Annotated in this window: 20 protein-coding genes; 10 read left to right on the top strand and 10 right to left on the bottom strand. The window is 72.0% G+C overall.

All coding sequences use genetic code 11. The features are described from left to right. Positions 1-64 precede the first annotated feature (64 nt). Complete coding sequence (locus tag ACFYPM_RS05620; RefSeq protein ID WP_387191624.1) at positions 65-757, top strand: hypothetical protein; 693 nt, start codon at positions 65-67, stop codon at positions 755-757. A gap of 23 nt (positions 758-780) precedes the next feature. Here the strand turns inward: ACFYPM_RS05620 and ACFYPM_RS05615 are convergent, their stop codons facing one another. Further along, complete coding sequence (locus ACFYPM_RS05615) at positions 781-1,848, bottom strand: hypothetical protein (protein WP_387191622.1); 1,068 nt, start codon at positions 1,846-1,848, stop codon at positions 781-783. 122 nt (positions 1,849-1,970) lie between these two features. Further along, the gene (locus ACFYPM_RS05610; protein WP_387191620.1) at positions 1,971-2,912 is read right to left on the bottom strand and encodes a transporter substrate-binding domain-containing protein; all 942 of its coding nucleotides are present in this window, start codon (positions 2,910-2,912) and stop codon (positions 1,971-1,973) included. Positions 2,913-3,065: 153 nt separating this feature from the next. On the opposite strand from ACFYPM_RS05610, the gene ACFYPM_RS05605 reads away from it, so the two are divergent. From ACFYPM_RS05605 to ACFYPM_RS05585, 5 genes are all read left to right on the top strand, one after another. Beyond that, a complete protein-coding gene (locus ACFYPM_RS05605) occupies positions 3,066-3,821 on the top strand; it encodes an ABC transporter ATP-binding protein (RefSeq protein ID WP_387191618.1) in 756 nt (251 codons plus the stop codon). Further along, a complete protein-coding gene (locus tag ACFYPM_RS05600; RefSeq protein ID WP_387191616.1) occupies positions 3,818-6,358 on the top strand; it encodes an ABC transporter permease in 2,541 nt (846 codons plus the stop codon). Before ACFYPM_RS05605 ends, ACFYPM_RS05600 begins: the two co-directional genes overlap by 4 nt. A gap of 110 nt (positions 6,359-6,468) precedes the next feature. Continuing rightward, positions 6,469-7,686 carry a sensor histidine kinase gene (locus ACFYPM_RS05595; RefSeq protein ID WP_387191614.1) on the top strand — a complete coding sequence of 406 codons (1,218 nt, stop codon included), beginning with the start codon at positions 6,469-6,471 and terminating at the stop codon, positions 7,684-7,686. After that, on the top strand, positions 7,686-8,330 hold the full coding sequence (locus ACFYPM_RS05590) for a response regulator (RefSeq protein ID WP_387191612.1): 645 nt from the start codon (positions 7,686-7,688) through the stop codon (positions 8,328-8,330). Before ACFYPM_RS05595 ends, ACFYPM_RS05590 begins: the two co-directional genes overlap by 1 nt. A 103-nt stretch (positions 8,331-8,433) precedes the next feature. Beyond that, positions 8,434-8,775 carry a hypothetical protein gene (locus ACFYPM_RS05585; RefSeq protein WP_387191610.1) on the top strand — a complete coding sequence of 114 codons (342 nt, stop codon included), beginning with the start codon at positions 8,434-8,436 and terminating at the stop codon, positions 8,773-8,775. Here ACFYPM_RS05585 and ACFYPM_RS05580 read toward each other — a convergent pair. The 7 genes from ACFYPM_RS05580 to ACFYPM_RS05550 all read right to left on the bottom strand — a co-directional run bounded on the left by ACFYPM_RS05580 (position 8,762) and on the right by ACFYPM_RS05550 (position 16,693). Then, positions 8,762-10,258, bottom strand: a complete 1,497-nt coding sequence (locus tag ACFYPM_RS05580) for a serine/threonine-protein kinase (RefSeq protein WP_387191608.1) — start codon at positions 10,256-10,258, stop codon at positions 8,762-8,764. The two genes, ACFYPM_RS05585 and ACFYPM_RS05580, sit on opposite strands and share 14 nt — an antisense overlap. A gap of 30 nt (positions 10,259-10,288) precedes the next feature. Then, positions 10,289-10,792 (bottom strand): hypothetical protein, encoded by a 504-nt coding sequence (locus ACFYPM_RS05575; RefSeq protein ID WP_387191606.1) that lies wholly within the window; start codon positions 10,790-10,792, stop codon positions 10,289-10,291. Positions 10,793-10,960: 168 nt separating this feature from the next. Further along, positions 10,961-14,596 (bottom strand): adenylate/guanylate cyclase domain-containing protein, encoded by a 3,636-nt coding sequence (locus tag ACFYPM_RS05570; protein WP_387191605.1) that lies wholly within the window; start codon positions 14,594-14,596, stop codon positions 10,961-10,963. Continuing rightward, on the bottom strand, positions 14,593-15,429 hold the full coding sequence (locus tag ACFYPM_RS05565) for an MBL fold metallo-hydrolase (RefSeq protein WP_387191603.1): 837 nt from the start codon (positions 15,427-15,429) through the stop codon (positions 14,593-14,595). The genes ACFYPM_RS05570 and ACFYPM_RS05565 overlap by 4 nt, the downstream gene beginning before the upstream one ends. A 122-nt stretch (positions 15,430-15,551) precedes the next feature. After that, complete coding sequence (locus tag ACFYPM_RS05560; protein WP_357252990.1) at positions 15,552-16,013, bottom strand: RidA family protein; 462 nt, start codon at positions 16,011-16,013, stop codon at positions 15,552-15,554. Then, entirely contained in the window at positions 16,010-16,165 is a 156-nt protein-coding gene (locus ACFYPM_RS05555) for a DUF4177 domain-containing protein (protein ID WP_007466198.1), read from the bottom strand. The genes ACFYPM_RS05560 and ACFYPM_RS05555 overlap by 4 nt, the downstream gene beginning before the upstream one ends. Positions 16,166-16,210: 45 nt before the next feature. Next, a complete protein-coding gene (locus tag ACFYPM_RS05550; protein WP_387191601.1) occupies positions 16,211-16,693 on the bottom strand; it encodes a hypothetical protein in 483 nt (160 codons plus the stop codon). Positions 16,694-17,047: 354 nt separating this feature from the next. Between ACFYPM_RS05550 and ACFYPM_RS05545 the strand changes: the two genes are divergently transcribed. The 3 genes from ACFYPM_RS05545 to ACFYPM_RS05535 are packed head-to-tail and all read left to right on the top strand — an operon-like array spanning position 17,048 to position 20,027. Next, positions 17,048-17,818, top strand: a complete 771-nt coding sequence (locus ACFYPM_RS05545) for a hypothetical protein (protein WP_387191599.1) — start codon at positions 17,048-17,050, stop codon at positions 17,816-17,818. A 26-nt stretch (positions 17,819-17,844) separates the two neighbouring features. Continuing rightward, on the top strand, positions 17,845-18,822 hold the full coding sequence (locus ACFYPM_RS05540; RefSeq protein ID WP_387191597.1) for an ArsA-related P-loop ATPase: 978 nt from the start codon (positions 17,845-17,847) through the stop codon (positions 18,820-18,822). A 56-nt stretch (positions 18,823-18,878) separates the two neighbouring features. After that, positions 18,879-20,027 (top strand): ArsA family ATPase, encoded by a 1,149-nt coding sequence (locus ACFYPM_RS05535; RefSeq protein ID WP_387191595.1) that lies wholly within the window; start codon positions 18,879-18,881, stop codon positions 20,025-20,027. Positions 20,028-20,033: 6 nt separating this feature from the next. Here the strand turns inward: ACFYPM_RS05535 and ACFYPM_RS05530 are convergent, their stop codons facing one another. After that, positions 20,034-20,354 carry a WhiB family transcriptional regulator gene (locus ACFYPM_RS05530; RefSeq protein WP_357253003.1) on the bottom strand — a complete coding sequence of 107 codons (321 nt, stop codon included), beginning with the start codon at positions 20,352-20,354 and terminating at the stop codon, positions 20,034-20,036. A 406-nt stretch (positions 20,355-20,760) separates the two neighbouring features. Here ACFYPM_RS05530 and ACFYPM_RS05525 point away from each other — a divergent pair, with 406 nt between their 5' ends. Continuing rightward, positions 20,761-23,190 (top strand): penicillin-binding protein, encoded by a 2,430-nt coding sequence (locus ACFYPM_RS05525; RefSeq protein WP_387191592.1) that lies wholly within the window; start codon positions 20,761-20,763, stop codon positions 23,188-23,190. Positions 23,191-23,211: the final 21 nt, after the last annotated feature.

The raw sequence follows: 23,211 nt of genomic DNA, 5'->3' as shown, positions 1-23,211 counted from the left end.
AGTATATACAGTCCGAATGTATATGCGGGCCCTGTCCGAGCGCAATGTCGGAGATACTGAGCGGGTGCGCAACGACGTCGAGTTCGATCGGCTGGTGGACGGGCTCTATGCCGCCTTCGCCGACCACCAGATGCCCGCCGACATGGAGGCCTGCCCGCACTGCGTGGAGCCGGCGGATCTGGCGCTCTTCGTCCGTACCCCGCTGCGGCAACTGACCACCGACCAGATCGATGACTACCTGGGCAACCGGGGCACCTGGGGCGACGGGACCGAGGTGCCGCACCTGCTGCCCCGGCTGTTCGAGGCGGCCGCCGGTGGTGAGCTGTCGTACCTGCCGCCGGCGGCCGTCACCGGGCGGATGCGGGACCAGTGGCACGACTGGCCGGCCGCCGAGCGGGCAACCGTCGAGCGGTTCCTCATCGGCTGGTGGCACCGGACCCTCACGGAGTTCCCGTCCACCACCCCGGCCTGGGGCCTGCTGGAGGCGGTCGCCGGGCTGGAGATCGACCTCGGGCCGTACCTGGCCGAGTTCGCGGCCATCCCGGGCGAAGCCACCGCGCGGCACCTGGCCGAGGTCATCGAGGGCCTGTCACACCAGGGTCCCCTGCCCGACCGGGCGCAGGAGTCGATGCGGCGCTGGCTGGCCGGCGCGACGCCCACCGACGTGCTGTGGACCGCCGCCATCACCTCGACCAACGCCCGGGTCGCCGACGAGTTGGCCGACGCCGCCGACGCGACAGGACGCCTGTCGCACTGATCGGCCGGCCACCCGGCGCGGGTTCAGCCGGGGAGCCGGCAGGCGGCGTCGATCCGGTGGACCGGGCGGACCCGTCGGCCCATGCCCTCCAGCAGCGAGTCCTCGACGTGGAAGTCCCGGATGCGCAGCTGGTACCGGGGCAACTCCTCCTCGCTCGGGCAGAGCACCTGCGCGCGGACCAGATCGACAGGCACGTACCGCACCCCACCCCGCTCCTGCAGGATCACCATGTTGACGTCGTCCGTGGTGATCACGTGCCCGCGTACGTCCTCGGTGGGTCCGCTCTGCGCGCCCACCGTCGTGACGGTCAGCGGCAGCACCGGTGTGCTGATCACCGGCACCGCGGCCCAGACCAGCATGGCGAGCATCGCCACCTCGGTCACCGACGCCAGCGGCCGGATCACCACACCGGGCAGCGGTCCCGCGATGAAGAGAGCTAGCAGCGGCGGCACCGCGAGCAGCGCCAACACCAACAGCTCGCCCTGCTTCCCGGCGTCCCGCAGTGTCGGCAGCAGCAGCCAGCCGTACCCGGCGAGCAGCGCGACGATCATGACCAGTCGTGGCGCCAACCGTTCGTGCAGTCGCCCGGGGCGCAGCTGGAACGCGGCCACGAACGCGGGCAGCAGCAGCGGCAGGTAGAGCAGCGGCCAGGTGATCAGGGCGAGCAGGAAAGCGGCAAGCACCACCCAGGCCGGGGTGAGGTCGGCCCAGCGGGCGAAGAGTGGGCGACGGCGGGTCCCCGGTGGCAGCCGGTCCGCCCCGACGGCCAGCACCGCCCCGAGCGCGAACACGGCGACCATCCCGGTGGAGAGCAGCCGAGCCGCCGTGGTCAGGAAGCCGGCGAGCAGGTTGACCGGGCCGACGTTCGCCACCAGCAGCAGTGTGGTCTGAAGTTCGCCGCCCGCCTCCACACCGAGGCGGAGTACCGAGAAGATCGCCGGTACGCCCACCAGCGCCGTCCAGAAGGACTGGCTGGCACGGGCACGGCGCTCCGCCGGGTCCCAACGGACCCGACCGGGCTCGACGTCGGCGACGACCGGGTCGGTTGGTTCGGCGACCGGTACGCCGACCGGCCAGCCAGCCCGGTCCACCGCGGCAGTCTGCTGTTCGGTTTGGGCCGTACCGTCGCTGGCTGGCGCGGCGGCAACACCGGGCACGGACGCGCGGGGTGGTGGAACCGGGCCGTCCGCGCCGGTTGCGGTCGGCGCCGTGCTCACGTCGAGGGCGCCTTGTCGTCGAAGTCGACAAGCTTCGGCACCTGCAGCGGCTGAGGCTGGCGTTTCTCGACCTTCAGCCACGGCCCCAGGGTGCGGTTGTAGGCGCTCTGCCAGGGGCTCACCTGCCCGTCGCGGCCCCGCTCGTAGCTCTTCTGCAGAAAGAACGCGACCAGGTCGCGCAGCGCGGGGTCGCCGATCGGCACGCCGATGCCCAGCAGCTCGCTGGTGCCGAAGGGCATGTCGACGACCTCGAACTCCTTGGGATAGGTGGCCAGGAAACCGGCGAGGATCGTCTCGTCTGAACTGACCGCGTCGTACCGGCCGCCCCGGATGCCGTCGACGCAGTCCCCGACGTCCTTCACCACGAACGTCTTGACCCCGTGCTTCTCCAGCTCGGCCTCCGTGGTGGACCCGCCGCTGGTACAGACCTTGTACGCCGGGTCGCGCAGGTCCTCGATGGTGCGGATCCGGTCCTTGAGGCGGACCGGCACCATCACCTCCTGCGTGGTGACGAAGTACGGCCCGGCGAAACTGACAAGCTTCTCCCGCTCCTCGGTCATCGAGAAGCTGGACACCACGAGGTCGACAGTGCCGCCCTGCAACGCCGGGATCCGATTTTCGGTGGCCACCGACACGAACGCCAACCGCTGCTCGCCCTCGTAGCCCAGGGAGGCAGCGATGTACCTGCCGATCTCGACGTCGAAGCCGACGTGCTGGCCGTTGCGCAGGTCGCCCATCAACGGCTCCTTGGTGGCGACGCCGATGCGCAACTGTGCCTGCCGGTAGATGTGCGACTCACGGATCTTCTGCTGCACGGACGGCAGCTCCGGCTCCTGCCGGCTGTCGCAGCCGGCGGCGGCTGCCAGGGTGAGGGTGAGGGCGGCCGCCAGTGTCGTCGCGACCGAACGGAGCCGGGACCGGGAACTGCCTGAGTTCATGCGCACCTCGCTGCCGGTAGAGCCTGCGAGACACCGAGAGTAGTCGTTCGCATCCAGTTCGTGTGGACGTCGCCGGTGGTAGGGGTTTCCCCACCACCGAGATCATGGGCCGCCGTGTGTTCCAGAAACGCCGCCTCGACCAGGCTTTCCGCTATGCGAAACAGCGATGTGACAGCCGGTCGAGGGCCGGTCGTCGTCGAAGTACTCGACGTGACGAAGACCTATCCAGGCGGGGGCGGTGTCCGGGCGTTGGACGGCGTTTCGGTCGCCTTCGAGGCCGGTTCGTTCTCCGCCGTGATGGGCCCGTCGGGCTCGGGCAAATCCACGCTCCTGCACTGCGCGGCGGGCCTGGACCGGCCGGACAGCGGACGGGTACTCCTCGCCGGCCAGGACATCGGCGGCCTGCGTGAACCGCAGCTCACCCAGGCACGGCGGCAGCGGGTCGGCTTCGTCTTCCAGTCGTACAACCTGATGGATTCGCTGTCGGTCTGGCACAACATCCTGCTGCCGCAGCGGCTGGCCGGGGTACGACCGGACCGGAAGTGGGCGCAGGAGGTGATGCGCCGCGTCGGGCTCACGGGACGGGAGAACGCTCGGCCCGGCCACCTGTCCGGCGGTCAGCGTCAGCGGGTCGCCCTCGCCCGCGCCCTGGCCGGCCGACCGGAGGTCATCTTCGCCGACGAACCGACCGGGGCCTTGGACCTGTCGACCGGCCGCGAGGTACTCCAACTGCTGCGTGAAGCGGTGGACGGTGTCGGCACGACGATCGTCATGGTCACCCACGACCCGGCCGCGGCGGCGTGGGCCGACCGCGCGGTCTTCCTCGCCGACGGGCGGATCGTCACGGAGCTCGCCGACCCCACCGCCGAGAAGATCGCGGAACAGATGATGGCGGTGACCGTCCGATGATCCGGCTCGCTCTCGGCACGCTGCGCCAGCACCGCGGCGCCTACGCGGGCACGTTCTTCTCCGCGCTGCTCGCCGTGGCCCTACTCGCCGGCGGCGGTCTGCTGCTCGCCTCCGTGCTCACCGCGAAGCCGCCGGCCGACCGGTTCGCGGCGGCGCCGATCGTCGTGTCGGGCGACCGCGACGTGACAGTGGAGAAGCGCACCACCAAGCAGAAGAAGGACAAGGTAAAGGTCAAGGTCAAGGTCAAGTCCGAGAAGCTCACCGGCGCCGGCACGCTGCCGACGGACCTCGCCGGTCGGCTGGACGACCTTCCGGGCGTCGCGGCCGCGACCGCGGACGTCGCCTTCCCGGTCCAGGCAGGCACGCCGCACGGGCTGCGACTGCGCGGTGCCGATGACGCTCCCGTGATCGGACACGGGTGGGGTTCCGCACAGCTGACCCCGTACTCGCTGCGCACCGGCGAGGCGCCCGGTCCGGGCCAGGTCGTGATCGACGCCGACCTTGCCAACCGCTCGGGCACCACTGTTGGTGGACGTCTCGTCGTCACCACGAAGACCGGCGTCCGTACCCTTGTCGTGTCCGGTGTCGCCGCGCCGGCCGGGCGGGACGGATTGCCCGCCCAGGGCGCACTGTTCGTCGCCGATTCCGACGTGGCGTCGGTGTCGGGGCTGCCCGGGCCGACCGCGGTGGCGATCCTGGCCAGACCTGGCACCGATCCGGTCGCGCTCCGCGAAGCCGTCGAAGGGGTCGCCGGGGACGCGCCGGTGCTCACCGGCGCCGACCGGGTCCGGGCCGACCTGCCCGGTGCCCTGCCCGACTACATCGGCCCCATCTCGATCTTCGGCTTCGTCATCGGTATCACGGCGTTCGCGGCCGTCTTCGTCCTCACCGGCACCGTCACGCTCGGGGTACGTCAACGCCTGCGCGAGCTGGCCCTGCTGCGCACCGCTGGCGCGACCCCCGCACAGCTGCGCCGCCTGCTCGGTCTGGAAAGTGTCCTGCTCGCCGGGGTCGCCGCACTGCCGGGCCTACCGTTGGGTGTGGTGTTCGCCCACGTGGTGGCTGCCCGGTTCCAGGAACTTGGCGCGGTGCCGGCCCAGTTCGTCGTCCAGACCAACGTGATCGTCCTCATCGCCGCCGCGGCGGCCGGGATGCTTGTGACCTTCGTCGGTGCCCGGGTCGCCGGCCGCCGAGCGGTGCGCATCGCACCGACGCAGGCACTCGCCGAGAACGTGAACGCACCGACCGGCGGTCTCGTCCTGCGGACCGCCCTCGCGGTGGTGACCACCGCCGGCGCATTCGCCCTGCTCGTCTTCGTTCCGCTCGACGGGCCGCTCGGAATGGGCATGAGCTTCGTGTCGAGCGCCCTGTTGCTGTGCGCTGTCGCGGCCCTGGGCCCGCTGCTGGTCCGGGTGCTGACGACGCCGGTGTCCCGCCTCATCGGCATCGGCGGCGCGACCGGCTGGCTGGCCGGTCTTGTCACCCGGGCCGAGCGGCGAAGGGTCGCGGCGGTCGCGGTCCCGCTCGTGCTCATGTTCGCGATCAATGCCACCATGCTGCTCAACAGCGTCCTGCTCGACGAACTGACCGGGCGGGAGCAGGCGGCCCGGACGGCACCGGCGACGGCGCAGGTGACCGCACCGGGCGGGCTGCCGCTCAGTACCGTCAGAGAGCTTCTTGCCCTCGACGGGCTGACCGGCGCGGCAGCGACGGTGCCGACCCGGGCGATCGTCGAGCAGGACGGCAAGCCCGAGGACTACGCGACGCAGGGTCTGCTGGTCACCGGCACCGAGGCGGCGCTCGACCTCGACCTCCGCACCGGAACGCTGCCGGGCGATGGCACGTTCGCCGCCAGCGAGTACGTGACCGAACAGTACGGCTGGCGGGTGGGCGACGACGTGTCGGTCTGGCTCGCCGACGGCTACCAGGTCCACCTGCGCCTCGCCGGGGTGTACGCCCGAGCCCGGGGGTTCGGCGACCTGGCACTCCCCGCTGACCTGGTGGCGGCCCACGATCCACGTGGGCTGGTCAGCACTGTGGGGCTGCGCTACCGCGGCGACGTACCGGAGCGGATCGCCGCCTCGTGGCCCGGCCTGCGGCTGGCTCCCACGCTCGGCGCGGCCCCCGCCGGTGACATCCAGAACCAGCAGGGCGCCTGGGAACTCATGGTGGTCATCTCTCTCGGCTTCACAGCGATCGCGGTCGTCAACACCTTCGCCATCGCCACCGCCGCGCGCCGCCGCGAGTTCGCCGACCTGCGCCTGGCCGGTGCGACGACCAGGCAGCTGCACCGGCTCCTCGGACGCGAGGCCATGATCACGGTCACCGTCGGACTGGCGCTGGGTGTCCTGGTCACCGCGATCGTGGTCGGCGCGTTCGGCAGCGCCCAGGACGGCACGTGGTGGGTGTTCGTCGACGCTGCCACGTACGCGGGGATGCTCGGTGGTGTCGCGGCACTGGGACTGGTCGCGGGTGCCGTACCGGCACGAATCCTGCTGCGACGACGGGGTCTGCCGGCCCTGAGCGACGGGCGCTGACGGTGCTCCCGGCCGGAACACCGTTCGGACCCGTCCCCCGGATCGTCGGGTGCCGGGTCCGGCCGGCGGCCACGCTCCGGCACCGGCTCGCCGTCGGTAGGATCGCCGCGATGATTCGCACAACGGCGTCGGCGTTGGCGTACCTGGTCAGCGGCATCGTCGCCGGCTTCGTCGGCCTCGCCTGGAGTGTGGCGACCATCGTTGGCGTCGGTCTACTGTCGGTCACGCTGGTCGGTGGACCGGCGTTCCTCGGCGCCGCCTGGGTGACCCGCCGCATCGCCGACGTGGAGCGGCGCCGGGCCGGTTGGGTGCTCGGCACCGCGATCGCCGCGCCGTACCTGCCGATCGAGGGCGCAACCGTCCGGCAGCGAGCCAGCGCGGTGGCCACGCAACCGGCCACCTGGCGGGACCTGGCCTGGCTGGTCGCGCTGTTTCCGCTGGGTCTGGCGGGCGGGATCGCCGCCATCGTGGTTACCGTCGTCGATCTCGCGGCCGTCGTGGCGCCGGCCTGGGCCTGGGCGGTGCCGAACCCGCGCGCCCCGTTCCCGATGGATCCCCTCATGACGACGACGCCGGGCCGGTTCGGCCTGACCATCCTCGGCGTGCTGCTGTTGCCGGTCACCGCGTGGTTCCTGCGGACCGCCGGCCTGGCCCAGGCCCGGACGGCCCGGGTCCTCCTGGCACCCGGCGCGCACCGGTACCTGGTCGAGGAAACCACCCGCCTCGCCCAGAGCCGCCGTCGGGTCGTCGATGCCCAGGCGGCAGAGCTGCGTCGAATCGAGCGGGACCTGCACGACGGCGCCCAGGCCCGGATCGTTGCCGCCGGCATGAGCATGGCGCTGGCTGCACGCAAGCTGCCAACCGGCGCGGCCGCCGCGTCCGACGTCCACCTCGCCCGTCGGCAGCTCGACGACGCCCTCACCGAGCTGCGCCGGCTCGTACGTGGCATCCATCCGCCGATCCTCACCGACCGTGGACTGCACGCCGCCGTCGCCGCCCTGGCCGGCGACAGCCCACTGGCCGTCGAGGTACGCGGCGAACCCGACGATCGTTACCCGCCGGCGGTCGAGTCGGCGGCCTACTTCGTCATCGCCGAGGGTCTCGCCAATGCGGGCAAACACGCCGACGCCCGAACCTGCGTCGTCACCCTCGCCCGCACCGCCGGCACCGTCACCGTCACGCTCGTCGACGACGGGCAGGGCGGCGCCGACCCGTCCGGCTCCGGGCTCGACGGTCTGCGACGCCGCGTCGAGGCACTCGACGGCCACCTCACCATCACCAGTCCACCCGGCGGTCCCACCGTCCTGTCCGCGGAGCTGCCCCACTGATGCACATCGTGATCGCCGAGGACCTGCTGCTGCTCCGGGACGGCATGGTGCGACTGCTGACCGACACCGGCCACACCGTCGTCGCCGCCGTCGACACCGCTCCCGCGCTGCTCGCGGCCGTCACCGAGCACCGACCTGACCTGTCCATCGTCGATGTTCGACTGCCGCCCGGCTTCCGCGACGAGGGACTCCGCGCCGCGCTGACGCTGCGGGCCACGGACCCGGACACCAAGGTGCTCATCGTCTCCCAGTACGTCGAACGGGCCTACGCCGTGGAACTGCTCGCCGACGGCCGGGGCGGTGTCGGCTACCTCCTCAAGGACCGCGTAACGGCCCTCGACGACTTCCTCGACGCGGTGGAGCGGGTCGCCAACGGGGGCACCGCCCTGGACCCGGAAGTGGTCCGGCAACTGTTCACGCGCAACAGCCACAACCACGGGGTCGGCGGGCTCACCCCACGGGAGCGGGAGGTGCTCGGCCTCATGGCCGAGGGCCTGTCCAACGCGGCCATCTGCGCCGCGCTCGTCCTGGCACCGGTGTCGGTGGAGAAGCACATCACCAACATCTTCGCCAAGCTGGACCTGCCGCCGGCCGACGACGCCAACCGGCGTGTTCGCGCAGTCCTCGCCTACCTCAACCACTGAAACGTTCACCTGGCGGGGCGGGCCAGGTCGAACGGACCGGCCGACCGGCGCGGCGACCCGACTCTGCGGTTGACAGCCGCCGATGTCACGACATGCTGAACGAATGAGTCGATTGTCCAGGCCCGATGCGCGGACGGTGGCGGTGCTCGCGGCACTCGGAGCCCTCGTGCCACTGGCCCTGCTGGCCGTCTGGCGCCGACAGGATCTGGTCGGCGTGGTTCTCGCCCTGCTCTGCGTCCTGCTGGCCATGGTCGCCGGGGTCGCCTTCTCCGCCGCCCGTCAGGCCGACGACCCGGAGCCGGAGGACCGGCCGGCGACCACCGGGCCGGCGGAGTTGATGCCGTACGGGATCGACGCGGACACCCTCGACGCCCTGGACAGTCGGGATGCCCTGCGGGCGGTGCGGGACCGGCGACGCGGGTCGGACGGGATCAGCGGCCGGTGAGGGTGGGCGCGGCGAGTGCGTCCACGCCCCGCCCAGCCAGGCACCGGTACGTCCGGTCGATGCTCCCGTCGACCGGTGGGAGCACCTCCAGGTGCCAGCCGCTCGGCTCGGCGATCCCGGTGGTCAACCGGAAGGTCGTGGCGCTGCACACCTGTCGCACCGGCGCGGCGGCGACCACGTCGTCGTAGTTGGCGCCGACCAGGGACACCGGCAGGATGCCCTCGGCGTACGTCTCCCAGGTGTGCCGACCGGTGCAGGACAGCCGGGCCGCCTCGGCGCGGTCGCCGCGGATGCGCATCGGGCCGAAGCATTCCAGCTCGGGCAGGCACCGGGCACCCTCGGGCAGCACGGTGGGCGTGCCGCTGCCGGTCGTGCAGCCGGGCAGCGGCCCGGTCGCCGGGGCGGCGACCTGGGTGGCCGTCGAGGTCGGGGTCGGCGGTGCCGCGTGGTCGGCGAACCACGCCCCGGCGGTCGCGGAGCCGGCGAGCGCGAGGACGCCGGCACCGCCGAGGAACCAGCGCCGCCAGCGTCGGACGCCGGGGACCACCTGCTGGGTGTCCTCGATGGGCGGTCGGGGCACCGGCCGGCTGGGCGGGTACGGGCCGGGGCGGTTCGCGCCACCGCTGACCGGGGCGCCGCTGACCGGGGCCGACGGTGGACCGAGTGGCAGGTTGGCGAGCAGGTCGTGCAACTCGAGTGCGGAGGGGCGCTCGGCCGGGTCGTTGGCCATGCCGGCGCGCAGCACGTCGATCAGTTCGTCCGGGACGCCGGGCAGGGCGGGGAGCGGCTGGTTGAACATCTCCAGGACGGTGATCAGGCTGGGGTTGCGCTCGGACTGCCAGCGGGGCGGCCGACCGTGCATCACCGCGTAGAGGGTGGCGCAGAGCGCGTACACGTCGACGGCCGGCGACGGCGGGCTGTGGCTGAACATCTCCGGCGGCGCGTACGCCGGGGTGAGCACCTCCAGGGTGACCGAGGCGTCGCGGTGCTCCGCGAGCACGGCCAGCCCGAAGTCGGCGAGCACCGCCGAGTTGAAGGCCGAGTGGAGGATGTTCGCCGGTTTCACGTCCCGGTGCAGCACCCCGGCCGCGTGTGAGTGGGCCAGCGCGTCGGCGATCTTGATGCCGAGGTCGCGGGCCTCCACCGGGTCGAGTGGCGAGGTCCGCATCCGTTCGGCGTACGAGCCGTCACAGAGTTCCATGATCAGGTAGGGGTGCTGGTCGACGGTGACCCCGACGTCGAAGAGGTCCACCACGTGCGGGTGTGACGACATCCGGCCGGCCGCCCGCGCCTCGCGCAGGAAACGGGCCTGGTCCCGCTCGCTGTCCAGCGTCCGGTTCTCCACCTTGACGGCGACCTCGCGGCCTACCGAGATCTGGGTGGCCTGATAGACGGTCGCGTACCCGCCCCGGGCAAAGACCCGCAAATCGGTCAGACCGGGCACGATCGGCACCGGCGGGCCACCGGTCGGGGTGTCGGTCACCGCTCGAAAATACCCAACCCGGCCGGCGGCTCAGCGCACCGTGTCCGCCGGAGCGGCACCGGACGGGCCGGTACCCTCCTCGGCGGGCGCAGCCGCCCCGGCACCGTCGGGCGAGGGGACTCCGCCGGCCGACGCGCTCCGGCGGGCATCCAGACGCAGACCGACGGCGGTGGCCACCGCCCCCAGGCCCTCCCACACCGCCACCCCGAAGAACCGGCCCGGAGCGATGTCGGAGAGCACGGCGATGGTGAACACGGTGAACGTGACAAGTCGGAAGACGACGGTGAACCGGTAGAACGCCCGCCACTCGGTGATCGTGGCGAGCAGGTAGTAGACGCCCATGTTGAACGCCGCCATCGAGGACGCCAGCAGGAACGTGCCGGTGTGGTCACCGACGGCACGCGTCTGGGGCACCTCGAGCCCGAGCATGCGCAACTGCGCCTCCGGCCAGAGCAGCCCGACCGCGCCCAGCACCAGCGCCAGCACGCCGAAGACCGCGATGGTCCAGCCCGCGATGGAACGCGGCAGCTTCATGAAGGGCCTCCCCAGGCACGGCGACGGTCACCACTATGGACCGGCACACGGTGGTGACACGCTAGCCCCTCACCCCGACCGCCACATCCCCAGAACCGGCAAAAACCGTGCCGCCAACACCCCTGACCGGCCGATCAGAGGTTTCGGTCAGGGAGGCGTCACCAAGGGTCAGGCCGAGGTGGTCAGACGGGCGCGGAGAGCGTTGGCGGCGGCGCGTTCGCTGCGCTGCTCGGTCGCGTACGCCAGGCGGACCGCCTCGTCCGCGCACGACTGCGCCTCCGGCAGGTAGCCGCAGGCGGCCAGCGCCTCGGCCAGCACTCCGGCCGCGATCACCTGGCTGCGCACGTCCTCGGCCGGCGCGGTGACCGCCCGCCGGGCCCAGTCCAACGCCTGCTCCCGCTGACCGTGCGCGAGCAGGGCCGCCGCGTACTGGGCCATGGTCTGGCGGCGGGAGAGGAGCAACGAGGGTGCGTTCGCGGCGGCCGTCGCCACCGGGGCGAGCAGCCCGACGGCGGTCGCCGCGTCACCGGCGGCCAGACGGGCCGCCGCCAGCAGCACCCGGGGTGCCACCTGGGCCGGGGCCTGCGGGTTGTGCGGCTCCACGGCCGTCAGCACCGAGCGGGCCACCCGCTCGGCGGTCTCGCAGTCGCCCAGGTCCAACGCCACGAAGCCGCGCAACGTGCCGGCCATCCCGGTGAGCAGCGGGTGCGAGGTGCGCTCGGCGTACGCCAGGGCGTCGGTGAGCAGGTCCGCCGCGTGCTCCGGCTCGCCCAGCCCACGCGCCACCACCGCCCGGACCACAAGCGCGAACCCGCGTCCCCAGTCGTCGGAGGCGGCGGCGAACTCCCGGTACGCCCGCCGGGCCTCCCGGTCCGCCTCGGCCAGGTCACCCAGCTCGGCGGTGGCGAACGCCGCGACCGCACGCAAGGTGCCCACCGCCCACGCCTCACCGACCCGCTCACCGAAGGGCAGGAACACCTGCGCCATCCGACACGCCTCGCGCAGTCGGCCGGCGAGCAGCCGGGCAAACGCCGTGGTGCCGCGCAGCCAGGCCCGCCCGTACGGGTCCTTCAGCTCGGCGAAGAGCCGGGCGGCCCGGCCGAGGACCGCGTCGGTGCCGGCGAAGTCACCCCGGGTGGTGGTCACCCAGGCCAGGTTCTGCAACGACCACGCCTGCCCGCGCCGGTCCTGTGCACCGAGACTGACCTGGTACGCGGCAGCCAACCGGCTGCTCGCCTGGCTCAGCCGCCCGGCCACGAAGTCGGCCATGCCGAGCCGGCGCATCGCCGTCGCCCGCTGCACGGGCAACCCACCGGCCGTGGCGACCTGCAACGCCTCGTGCCAGGCGATCATCGCCCGACCCTGGTCACCGAGGGTCTCCTGGGCCTGCCCGGCGAGCAGCAGGGCACCGACCCGGGTGGCCTCGTCCCCCGCGTTCGCGGCGATCTTCTCCGCGTACGCCAGCGCGTCGGCGACGCGACCGACCTGCAGCAGCGCCCGCGCGTACACCACCCGGTCGGCGGCCGACAGCCCGTCGCGGGCCAACTCGGTGGCGCGTTCGGCGTACTCGATGGCCAGCACCGGCTCACCGGCGGACAGTGACCGGCGGGCGGCCCGGCCGAGCGCGGCGATGCCGAGCGGCACCACCGCCCGGGCGGGCGCGTCCGGGCGCAGCTTCACCGCGTCGGCGAGCGTGGCGGCCCGCTCGACGTGCGTCGCCACGAAGTCGTCCCGGGCCTCGTCGGTGAACCCTCCCGGCGACCCGGCCGTCGCGCCGTCCGCCGGTGCCGCCCAGCGGGCCAACGCGGCGTGCCGCTCGGCCAGCTCCGCCTTGCTCACCCCGGCGTACGCGGCCTCCCGCATCAGCGGGGTCGCGAACGCGTAGCCGACCCGGGAGCGGTGCAGCATCCGGCGCTGCAGCAGCTCCTCGACTGCTCGGTCGAGTTCCACGGCGACCACTGCCGACGGCCGGCCGTCGCGGCCGGCGCGCTGCTCACGCAGCGCCCCCAGCGCGCCGGTCGGCACCGTGTCGCCGATCACCGCGGCGTCACGCAGCACCGAGCGGGCGTCCGGCGGCAGCGCGTCGATCCGGGCGGCGAGCACGGCGGCGAGGTCGCGGGAGAGCAGCCGGCTGCCGAGCGAACCGGGCACCAACCGCCAACCGGCGGAGGTGCCCTGGTCCCGCTCGCCGGAACCGGGCCGTTCCTTCGCGGCGCGGACACCGCGCGCTGTCTCCGTGGTGAGCGCCCCCCGCTCGATGAGCAGGGTGACCAACTCGGCCAGGTAGAAGGGGTTGCCCTGCGCGGTGGCGAGCAGCCGGTCCGCGTCGGCCGGTGGCAACTTGCCGCCGCCGAGGTAGCTGGTGAGCAGCCGCGCCGCGTCGGCACCCCGCAGCGGCGGCAGCGAGTGCACCTCGGCGTCCGCGACCCGGGTCAACGCCCCGGCGGTACGCACCAGCTCGGGGCGGCCGAGCAGCAGCACCAGCACCGGGCCGGTGAGCCTGGACAGGGTCAGTCCGAGCGCGCCGATCGTCTCGGCGGTGGCGTCGTGCAGGTCGTCCACCACGATCACCAGCGGCGCCTCCGAGGCGAGCCCACTGAGTAGGTCGGCGACCGCGTTCGGCACCACCTCGGCGTCCGCGGCCGGGGTGCCCGATCCGCTCCACTCGCCGGTGTCGGTGCCGCCGTGTGCCGCCAGTTCGGCGTAGCCGAGCAGGGCGAGCAACTGCTCGGTGGCGATCGGCGGGGTCTCACCGCCGGAGCGGGCGAGCCGCTGCCCGAGCCGCCGCAGCCTCTCCTCCACCGCCGGTCGGGTCAGCGCGGTGGCGGCGTCACTGGGCAGGCCGACGGCGGCCCGTACCAGGTCGGCCAGGGGCGCGAGGCGGCGTCGCTCACCGAACGCGGCGCAGCGCACCGAGAGCACCCGGGCACCCGTGTGCGCGGCGTACCGCCCGGCGCCCACGTCGTACCCGGCGGCGAGGCGCTCCACCTCGGCGGCGAACCGGGACTTGCCGATGCCCGCCTCGGCGGTCATCAGCAGCACCCGCGGGTCACCCTGGTCGATCACCTCGGCCAGCCGCCCGGCGATCCGGCCGATCTCCGTCTCCCGGCCGACGTACGGCGCCTCGTCGCCGAGCCCCGAACGGGTGCCGGGCGCGTCCAACAGACCCAGCAGCTCGTACGCCTCGACCGGCTCACGCTTGCCCTTGAGCCGCAGCGGGCGCAGTGCCCGCCAGGAGGACACGTGCCGGGTGGCGGCGGCGGTGCGTCCGCCGGCGTAGACCGCGCCGACCGCGGCGGCGTCGGCCAGCCGGGCGGCGGTGTTGACCGTGTCGCCGATGACCGTGTATTCGATGGCGGCCTGGATGCCGGCGATGACGTCGCCGGTGTTCAGCCCGACCCGCAGCCCGAGCGGCGCGCCGCCGCCCCGCTCGTCGTCGAGCACCCGGCGGACGGCCCGCTGCATGGACAGGGCGGCCCGGACCGCGCGTTCGGCGTCGTCCTCGTGCGCCACCGGCGCACCGAAGACCGCCATGATCCCGTCGCCGGTCAGCTTGTCGACGTGCCCGCCGAAGGTCTTCACGGCACCGGCGAGGGCGGCCAGCACCCGGTCGGTGACCGCGCCGACGCGTTCCGGGTCGAGATCCTCCGACCAGGAGGTGAACTCGGAGAGGTCGCCGAAGAGCACGGTGACCACCCGACGCTCGGCCGCCGGCAACGTGGCGGCGGCCGGCAGCGCGGCACCACAGTTGTGGCAGAACCGCGCGCCGGGAACGGCAACGGTTCCACACACGGGGCAGGTCACATGTGCTCCAACCCACTGACCCCGGGCGCGGATTCCCCGATGCCGACACCCAGATACTCCAACTGCGCGCGGACCGACCACTCAGCCGCCCACCAGAGCGAGCGGTCCACGTCGGCGTAGACCGCCGCGACCACGTCGGCGGGCGTGGCGGCACCGGCCGCGACCGCGGCCCGGACCTGGTCCAGCCGGGCCCGGCGATGCGCGAGGTAGAAGTCGGCGGCGGCGGCGCAGTCGGCGAGCGCCGGGCCGTGCCCGGGCAACGCCGCAGTCCCGGTGTACGCGGACAGCAGCTCCAGGCTGGTCAGGTAGTCACCGAGGTGCCCGTCCGGGTGGGCGACCACGGTGGTGCCCCGGCCGAGGATGGTGTCACCGGTGAGCACCACCCGCTCGTCGCCGTGCTCGACCAGGAAGCAGACCGAGTCGGCGGTGTGCCCCGGGGTCTTCAGCAGACGGACCGCCAGGCCGAAGCCGCCGAGGTGCTCGCCCGGCTCGGTCAGCGGCGCGCCGCCGATGGTGTGCGCCGGGTCGACGGCGAGGACGTGGACACCGCCGAGCAGCTCACTCAGCCGGGCCGCGCCCTCGGTGTGGTCGGGGTGGCCGTGGGTGATCAGGATCAGCCCGACGGGGCCGTGCTCGGCGATCCGGGTCAGGTGCCCCTCGTCGGCCGGCCCCGGGTCTACCACGATGGCCGCCTCGGCGGTCGGGGCGCGCAGCACCCAGGTGTTGGTGCCGTCGAGGGTCATCGGCCCCGGGTTCGGCGCGCGCAGCAGTGTCACCCAGGTCGGCAGCTCGTCGGCGACCGCCGCCGCCGGCGCCGTCACGTGCCCGCTCATGGCTGCGATCGTACGACCCCGCCCGCAACACCCCACGATCTTGCCCGCGCAGCCCCTGATTCGTCACCGTTCAGGGCTTTTCTCCGTGCCGGAAGCGCAAGATCGCGGGGCGTCGCGAAGCGTCAGGCGACCTCGACGATCAGTTCGACCTCGACCGGGGCGTCGAGGGGCAACTCGGCCACCCCTACGGCGCTGCGGGCGTGGCGACCGGCCTCACCGAAGACGGTGCCGAAGAGGTCGGAGGCACCGTTGATCACTGCTGGCTGACCGGTGAAGCCGGGCGCGGAGGCCACGAAACCGGTCACCTTGACCACCTTGACCACATTTTCCAGGCCGACCAGCGAGTCGACCGCGGCCAGCGCGTTGAGCGCGCACCGCTGGGCCAGGTCCTTCGCCTGCTCGGCGGAGATCCCGGCACCGACCTTGCCGGTCGCCAGCAGCTTGCCCTCGGCGATCGGCAACTGGCCGGAGACGTACACGTGCTGCCCGGACTGCACCGCCGGCACGTAGCTGGCCACCGGCGGTACGACCTCGGGCAGGTCGAGCCCCAGCTCGGCGAGCTTCGCGTGCGGACCGTTGCTCACGCCTTCGGTCGCTTCAGGTAGGCGACCAGTTGGTCGGGGTTCGGCCCGGGGACCACGGCGACGAGCTCCCACCCGTCCTCACCCCAGTTGTCGAGGATCTGCTTGGTCGCGTGGACCAGCAGCGGGACCGTGGAGTATTCCCACTTCTGCATCGCTGAAGGGCTCCCTCTCGGTGCGGAATTCGTTCGAGGGACAGCCTACGGTCCGCTGGCCGGGCGAGGCGCGGGACGCTGCTCCGGCGCGGCCGGCACCTCCCCACAGAGCCCTTCGTGTCCGTACCCCTGCGGGCAACGGGACCGGTCGGGCAGCAGCAGGTCGCAGAAGACCCGGTGCCTGTTGTTCTGATCATCGGCGTTGGACACGGTGGTCTCGCCCGCGTCCAACTCGGGCAGGAAGCCCAGCGACACCGCGACCCGGCCGGCCAGTACGGTCGCCGCCACCAGATTCGGCACCCGGATCGGCAGGTGGATGACGAAGCCCGGCTCGTCGTCGTCGCGGGTCCGCTCGGCGGCGTGACCCGGCGCCCGGCCCGCCTCCGCCTGCTCCGGCATCCGTCGGTACGACCGTTCGTTGATCGGCTGGCCACCGATCTGCCCACCGGCCGTGAACATGGACCCGGACCGGTGCGGCCGTTCGTTGGTCGGGAACTGGGTGCGAGGGATGTTGTCCACGTCGCGCATGCACTGCCTCCGGTCGTACCGCTCGGATCGCTCTTCCGGTCCGGACCCATTCGTCCGTTCCGGCCCCCGCGCCGGGACGAAAGGTAGGTCCGGGGCCGCAGTCCCGCCAACAAGACGCGCCCGAATAGCCACCTACAGTCACATATACGACACATGGCAGGTAAGAGACCCGATAACACTCCGCACGCGGGGTCCGGTCGGCCGGATCGGCGGCTGGCCGCGCGGCACGGGCGAGACCACTTCCGTCATCGACCGCTACCCTTCCGGTCGGGCGGTCGCGCAGCGCCCGGCAGCCCGCTCGATCACGCTCGACGCCAGGGGTGGCGGCGGGCGCCGGACCCCCGGGGGAAGACGATGACCCAACCGCCCAGCGGCGACCAGGCCGGTCCACCCGCCCTCCCGCCGGCCCAGCCGGAACCCACCGATCAGCCCGGCGTGTCGACAGCCCCCGCCCCAGCGGCCCCCGCCGCGCCGTCCGGGCAACTCGCGCTCCCCGCGCCGCCCGCACCGGCGGCGCTCCCCGCCGCACCGACGATCCCCGTCCAGCAGGCCTTTCCCGCGCCGACAGGTGGGGCTCAGGCTGCCGGCACGCCGGCCGCGGCACCACCCGGTACGTCGGGTCCGTCGACCATCCCGCCACCCCCGCCGGCGTACCCGCCCTATGCCGGGACGGCCGCGCCGAAGAAGAAGCGCGGTCTGCTGATCGCGGCGATCACACTCGTCGTGATCATGGTGCTCTGCGTGGGCGGTGGCGTGCTGGCGTTCCTGACCCTGCGCAACACCGAGACCGGCGAGGGCGCCAAGGAGCCGGCGGTCGCCGTCGACGAGTTCCTCACCGCGGTCTACAAGGATCGCGACGCGACCAAGGCCGCCACCCGTGTGTGCGCCGCCTCCCGCGACGACGGAAAGATCGCCGCGAAGGTGGCCGAGGTGCAGAAGTACGCGTCCGAGTACCAGAACCCCCGGTTCCGGTGGACCACCCCGAAGGTGGATAACCAGACCGGTGACCGGGCCACCGTCTCCACCCGGGTCACCATGACCACCGCGGACGAGAAGGTTGCCGACCAGGACCTGCGGTTCACCGTGGTGCAGAAGACGGGTTGGTGGGTCTGCGAGGTCGCCTGACCGCCGAGCGTGGATAGGCTCGACGGGTGTGTGCAGCTGAGCGGCCGTTCGACCCGGCCGGTACCGGATGGTCGGCCCGCCTCCACGTGGTGACCGGCAAGGGTGGCACCGGCAAGACGAGCGTGGCGGCCGCCCTGGCCCTCGCGCTCGCCGCTGGCGGTCGGCGCACCCTGCTGGTCGAGGTCGAGGGGCGGCAGGGCATCGCCCAACTCTTCGGCATCGACCCGCTGCCGTACGAGGAGCGACACCTCGCCGACGCGCCGGACGGCGGTGCGGTGCGCGCCCTCGCGGTGGACGCCGAGGAGGCGCTGCTCGAATACCTGGACATGTTCTACAAGCTGGGCGCGGCGGGCCGGGCGCTGCGCAAGCTCGGCGCCATCGACTTCGCCACCACCATCGCGCCGGGTCTGCGGGACGTGCTGCTCACCGGCAAGGTGAAGGAGGCGACCACCCGCACCACCGGGCAGCGGCGCGCGTACGACGCGGTGGTGCTGGACGCCCCGCCGACCGGGCGGATCGGTCGGTTCCTCAACGTCACGGCGGAGACGGCCCGGCTGGCGAAGGTGGGGCCGATCAAGACCCAGAGCGAGGGGGTCGCCGCGCTGCTGCGCTCCCCGATGACCGCGGTCCACGTGGTCACGCTGTTGGAGGAGATGCCGGTGCAGGAGACGGTGGACGCCATCGCCGACCTGACCGCCCTCGGCTTCGGCACCGGAAAGGTGATCGTCAACGGCACCCGCCCGGCGCTGCCCGCCGGCCAGCCGGTCACCGCCGGGGAGTTGCGGCGAGGGCTGGTCGCCGCCGGGCTGCCGGCCGATCGGGACACCGTGACCGGTTTGCACGACGAGGCACGTGACCAGCTCATCCGGCGCGAACTGGAGGATTCGCTCCGCGCCGACCTGGTGGAGTTGGGGCTGCCGATGGTCGAACTGCCGTTGCTGCCCGACGGAGTGGACCGGGCGGGGCTCACGACGCTGGCGCAGTCCCTCGTCCGCGCCGATTGACTCACACCTGAGCGCAGCACGGGCGCACGGACCCACCAGCCCGATACGCTCGATTGGTGCCTTCCGAAGACGCGGCGCCGCTGCTGGACCTCGACCAGATTCTCGCCGACCCCGGCGTACGGATCGTCGTGTGCTGCGGTGCCGGCGGGGTGGGAAAGACGACCACGGCTGCGGCCCTGGCGCTGCGGGCCGCCGAGCACCACGGCCGACGCACGGTGGTGCTCACCATCGACCCGGCCCGCCGGCTGGCCCAGTCGCTGGGCCTGACCGAGCTGGACAACACACCACGCCAGGTCAAGGGGATCGACGTCGAGGGCAGCGGCGGCGAGCTGCACGCGATGATGCTGGACATGAAGCGCACCTTCGACGACGTGGTGTTGCAGCACACCGATCCGGCGAAGGCCGCCGAGATCTTCGCGAACCCGTTCTACCAGGCGATGAGTTCGACCTTCGCCGGCACGCAGGAATACATGGCGATGGAGAAACTCGGCCAGCTGCACGCCCGGGGCGAATGGGACCTGATCGTGGTGGACACCCCACCGTCCCGCTCGGCACTTGACTTCCTGGACGCACCGGCCCGGCTCTCCCGTTTCCTCGACGGCCGGATGCTGCGACTGTTGCTGGCCCCGGCGCGCAGCGGCGGACGGAGCATGTTCAGCCTGGTCACCGCCTCGTTCGGGATGTTCTCGAAGGTGGTGCAGAAGGTCCTCGGCGCGCAACTGCTCACCGACCTGTCCGGCTTCGTGGCCGCACTGGACTCGATGTTCGGCGGTTTCCGGCAGCGAGCCGAGCAGACGTACCGGATCCTGCAGGCCGGGGAGACGGCCTTCCTGCTGGTCGCGACGCCGGAGCCGGACGCGGTCCGGGAGGCTGCCTACTTCGCGGGCCGCCTGCGGGAGGAGCGGATGCCACTGGCCGGCCTGGTGCTCAACCGGGTGCACCGACTCGCGGCACCGGAGTTGGACGCCGAGCAGAGCCGGGTCGCCGCCGAGCGGCTGACCGACCTGGGTGGGCACGAGGCCACCGCCGACGTGCTGCGGGCGCACGCGGCGCTGGCTCGCCAGGCGGTACGCGAGCAGCAGGTGGCCGCGCGGTTCACCGAGGCGTTCCCGGCGGTGCCGACGGTGTCGGTGACGGCACAGCCCGCCGACGTGCACGACGTCGACGGGCTGCGGACGATCGGCGCGGCGATCAGCCGGCCGTGATCGTCGTCAGTTGGTCGCACTGACGAGGATCTTGTCCTTTCCGGCCTTCTCCTTGCTGTTCTTCTTCATCGCGGCTTCGAACATCTTGCGCCAACTCGTCACCTGCGGGTGTCGACGCAGCAGTGCCCGCCGTTCGCGTTCGGTCATGCCGCCCCACACACCGAACTCGATCCGGTTGTCCAACGCGTCGGCCAGGCACTCGTACCGAACAGGGCAGCTCCGGCAGATCCGCTTCGCCACGTTCTGTTCGGCGCCCTGTACGAACAACGCGTCCGGGTCCCCGTTCTGACACGCCGCCAGCGACGGCCAGTCAGTGATCATGCCCATGTGTACACGTCCCCCCTTGCAGTACCTACCGACCTCGTCGATGCACGCCAGCCGGCAATTCCCCCCGATCGCCCGGCTCGCCTTCCCCAAGGCGGCACGGACGACATGTGGCGCTGTCGCCGCCCCCATCATGCTCTGTAGTCGACTGATTACGCAACGTTGTCGGCTAAATCCATCATTCCGGACACTCCCGGCTTCCCGGGCCTTCGACCGCCGGTTACCCCGCCGAGGTCGGCGATAACGCTGCGCCACCTCCGGAAATTGGAGGAGACTCGCGCCGGCTACACGCAACCAAGCACCGGGGGTCGTGCGTTTAGCACAACGAGGGCAGCGCGTGCAGGAAATGGGGAAAGAATGCCCAGGCGCCCCTCGTTCCCTACTCGCGTACCATGCCGAGGTGACCTGGATGCGGAAACGTGACCACAATGTGCTGACCAACGCCGCATCGCTGCTGGTGTGCGGCCTGCTGGCCGGCGTGGTGGTCGCTGCGGCGGCCTTCCCCGCGGTGGCGATGTCCGGCTTGGCCGCGAAGGCCGGCGCCGAGACGTTCGGCGCCCTGCCCACGGAGCTGACGGTGGCCCGCGCGCCACAGATCAGCTATCTACTGGCGTCGGACGGCAAGACACCGCTCGCGACCATGTACGACGAGAACCGGCGCGACGTGAAGCTCGCCGACATCTCTCCGTACATGCAGAAGGCCATCATCGCGGCCGAGGACCACGACTTCTACAAGCACAACGGCGTCGACATCAACGGTGTCGCCCGCGCGTTCGTCAACAACCAGAGCGACGGCGGCCGGCAGGGCGCCTCGACGCTGACCATGCAGTACGTCCGGATGGCCATCGCCTACTCGGCCACCCACCCGGCCGACGTGGTCGCGGCCACCGAGGACACCAGCGCCCGCAAGCTTCGCGAGATGCGGCTGGCCCTCCAGGTCGACAAGGAATTCTCCAAGGACGAGATCCTCACCCGCTACCTCAACCTCGCCGCGTTCGGCAACGGCGCGTACGGCATCTACGCCGCCAGCCAGGTCTACTTCGGTAAGCCGCCGAGCAAGCTCACGATCGAGGAGGCGGCGCTGCTGGCCGGCATGGTCAAGGCGCCCACCACGAACGACCCGACCACCGAGTCGGGCTACCCGGCCGCGCTGGAGCGACGTGACTACGTCATCGACAACATGGTCGAGACCAAGGCCATCACCCAGCCGGAGGCGGACGCCGCCAAGGCCGTCGAGCTGAAGGTGAAGGACAAGCGCACCCCGAACGGCTGCGTAGCCGCGAACGTCAACAGCTGGGGCTTCTTCTGCGACTACTTCTACCGCTGGTGGATGCAGCAGGAGACGTTCGGTTCGACCACGTACGACCGGGAGCGGCGGCTCAAGAGCGGCGGCTACACGGTGGTGACCTCCATCGACGTGCAGGCGCAGCGGGGCGCCGACAAGGCGGTCCGCAAGGCCAAGAGCGAGAAGAGCAAGGAAGCGGCAATGGTCGCGGTGGTCGAGCCCGGCTCTGGCCGGGTCCGGGCGCTCGCGGTCAACCGGCAGTTCAAGCTGGACGACCCGAGGAACCCGAATAACAAGATCTCCAGCGATCCGGCGAAGAGCAGGAAGGGCATCCGGGGCAACTACCCGGCGACGGTCAACCCGCTGCTCACCGGTGGTGACGGCATCACCGGTTACCAGGCCGGATCGACCTTCAAGATCTTTACGATCGTGGCGGCGCTGGAGAAGGGCATCCCGCTCAGCTACAGCATGAACGCGCCGCAGCAGTTCCGGTCGGAATACAAGATCCAGCCCGGCCCTGCCGCCTGCCCCGGCACCAACCTGTACTGCCCGACCAACTCCGGTCTGAGGGCCGGTGGCCCACAGAACATGTGGACCGCGTTCGCCCAGTCGGTGAACACCTTCTTCGTCCCACTCCAGCAGCAGGTCGGCGCGGAGAACGTGGTCGACGCCGCCAAGCGGGCCGGCATCCAGTTCCGCACCGACGAGGATCTCCGACTCAGTGGCACCAAGCAGGACGCGCACCAGTGGGGCGCCTTCACCCTCGGTGTCTCGCAGACCACCCCGCTGGACCTGGCCAACGCGTACGCGACCCTGGCGGCGGACGGCAAGTACTGCGAGCCGATCCCGGTGCAGGAGATCCGCGACCCGGACGGCAACAAGCTGGACGTCGCCAACCCGCGCTGTGAGAAGCGGTTCAGCACCGAGGTGGCCCGAGCCGCCGTGGACGCCGCCCGCTGCCCGGTCGGCGACAACTCCAGCACCAGCAAGTGCGGTGGCAGCCGCACCGCCAGCCGGGTGAAGGGCATCGTCGACGCGCCGGTGGCCGGAAAGTCCGGCACCACCGACTCGGAGAAGACCGCAGCCCTGGTCGCGATGACCAAGCAGTACGCGGTGGCCGGCATCATGGCCGACCCGGACTGGCCGCAGACCAACGTCGAGATGGGCCACGATGTCCCCAACGGCATCAATCCACCGGTCCAGGAGACGCTGCGAGATGCCATGAAAGGCAAGGACCGCATCCAGTTCGAGCCGCCGGGCCAGAAGATCTCCGAGGGTGACCAACGGAGCATCCCGGGCGTGAGCTGCATTTCGGTGGATCAGGCGAAGTCCCGGCTCAAGGATGCGGGCTTCGAGCCGGTGGTCTCCGACACCAAGGTGAAGTCGTCCTGCCCTCCGAACACCGCCCACGGCACCAGCCCGGACGGGCGCACCATCAAGGGTGGCGTGGTCACCATCCAGGTCAGCAACGGTGGCGGCGGCGCCACGCCGGGCAACCCCGCTGGCGGCCAGCCCGGCAACACCGGTCGACCCGGTGGCCGTCCCGGCGGCTGACCGTCAGCAGAGCGAAGCCAG

The sequence above is a fragment of the Micromonospora sp. NPDC005203 genome, assembly GCF_042872705.1.
GTDB lineage: Bacteria > Actinomycetota > Actinomycetes > Mycobacteriales > Micromonosporaceae > Micromonospora.
This window is presented reverse-complemented; position numbering and strand designations above follow the sequence as displayed.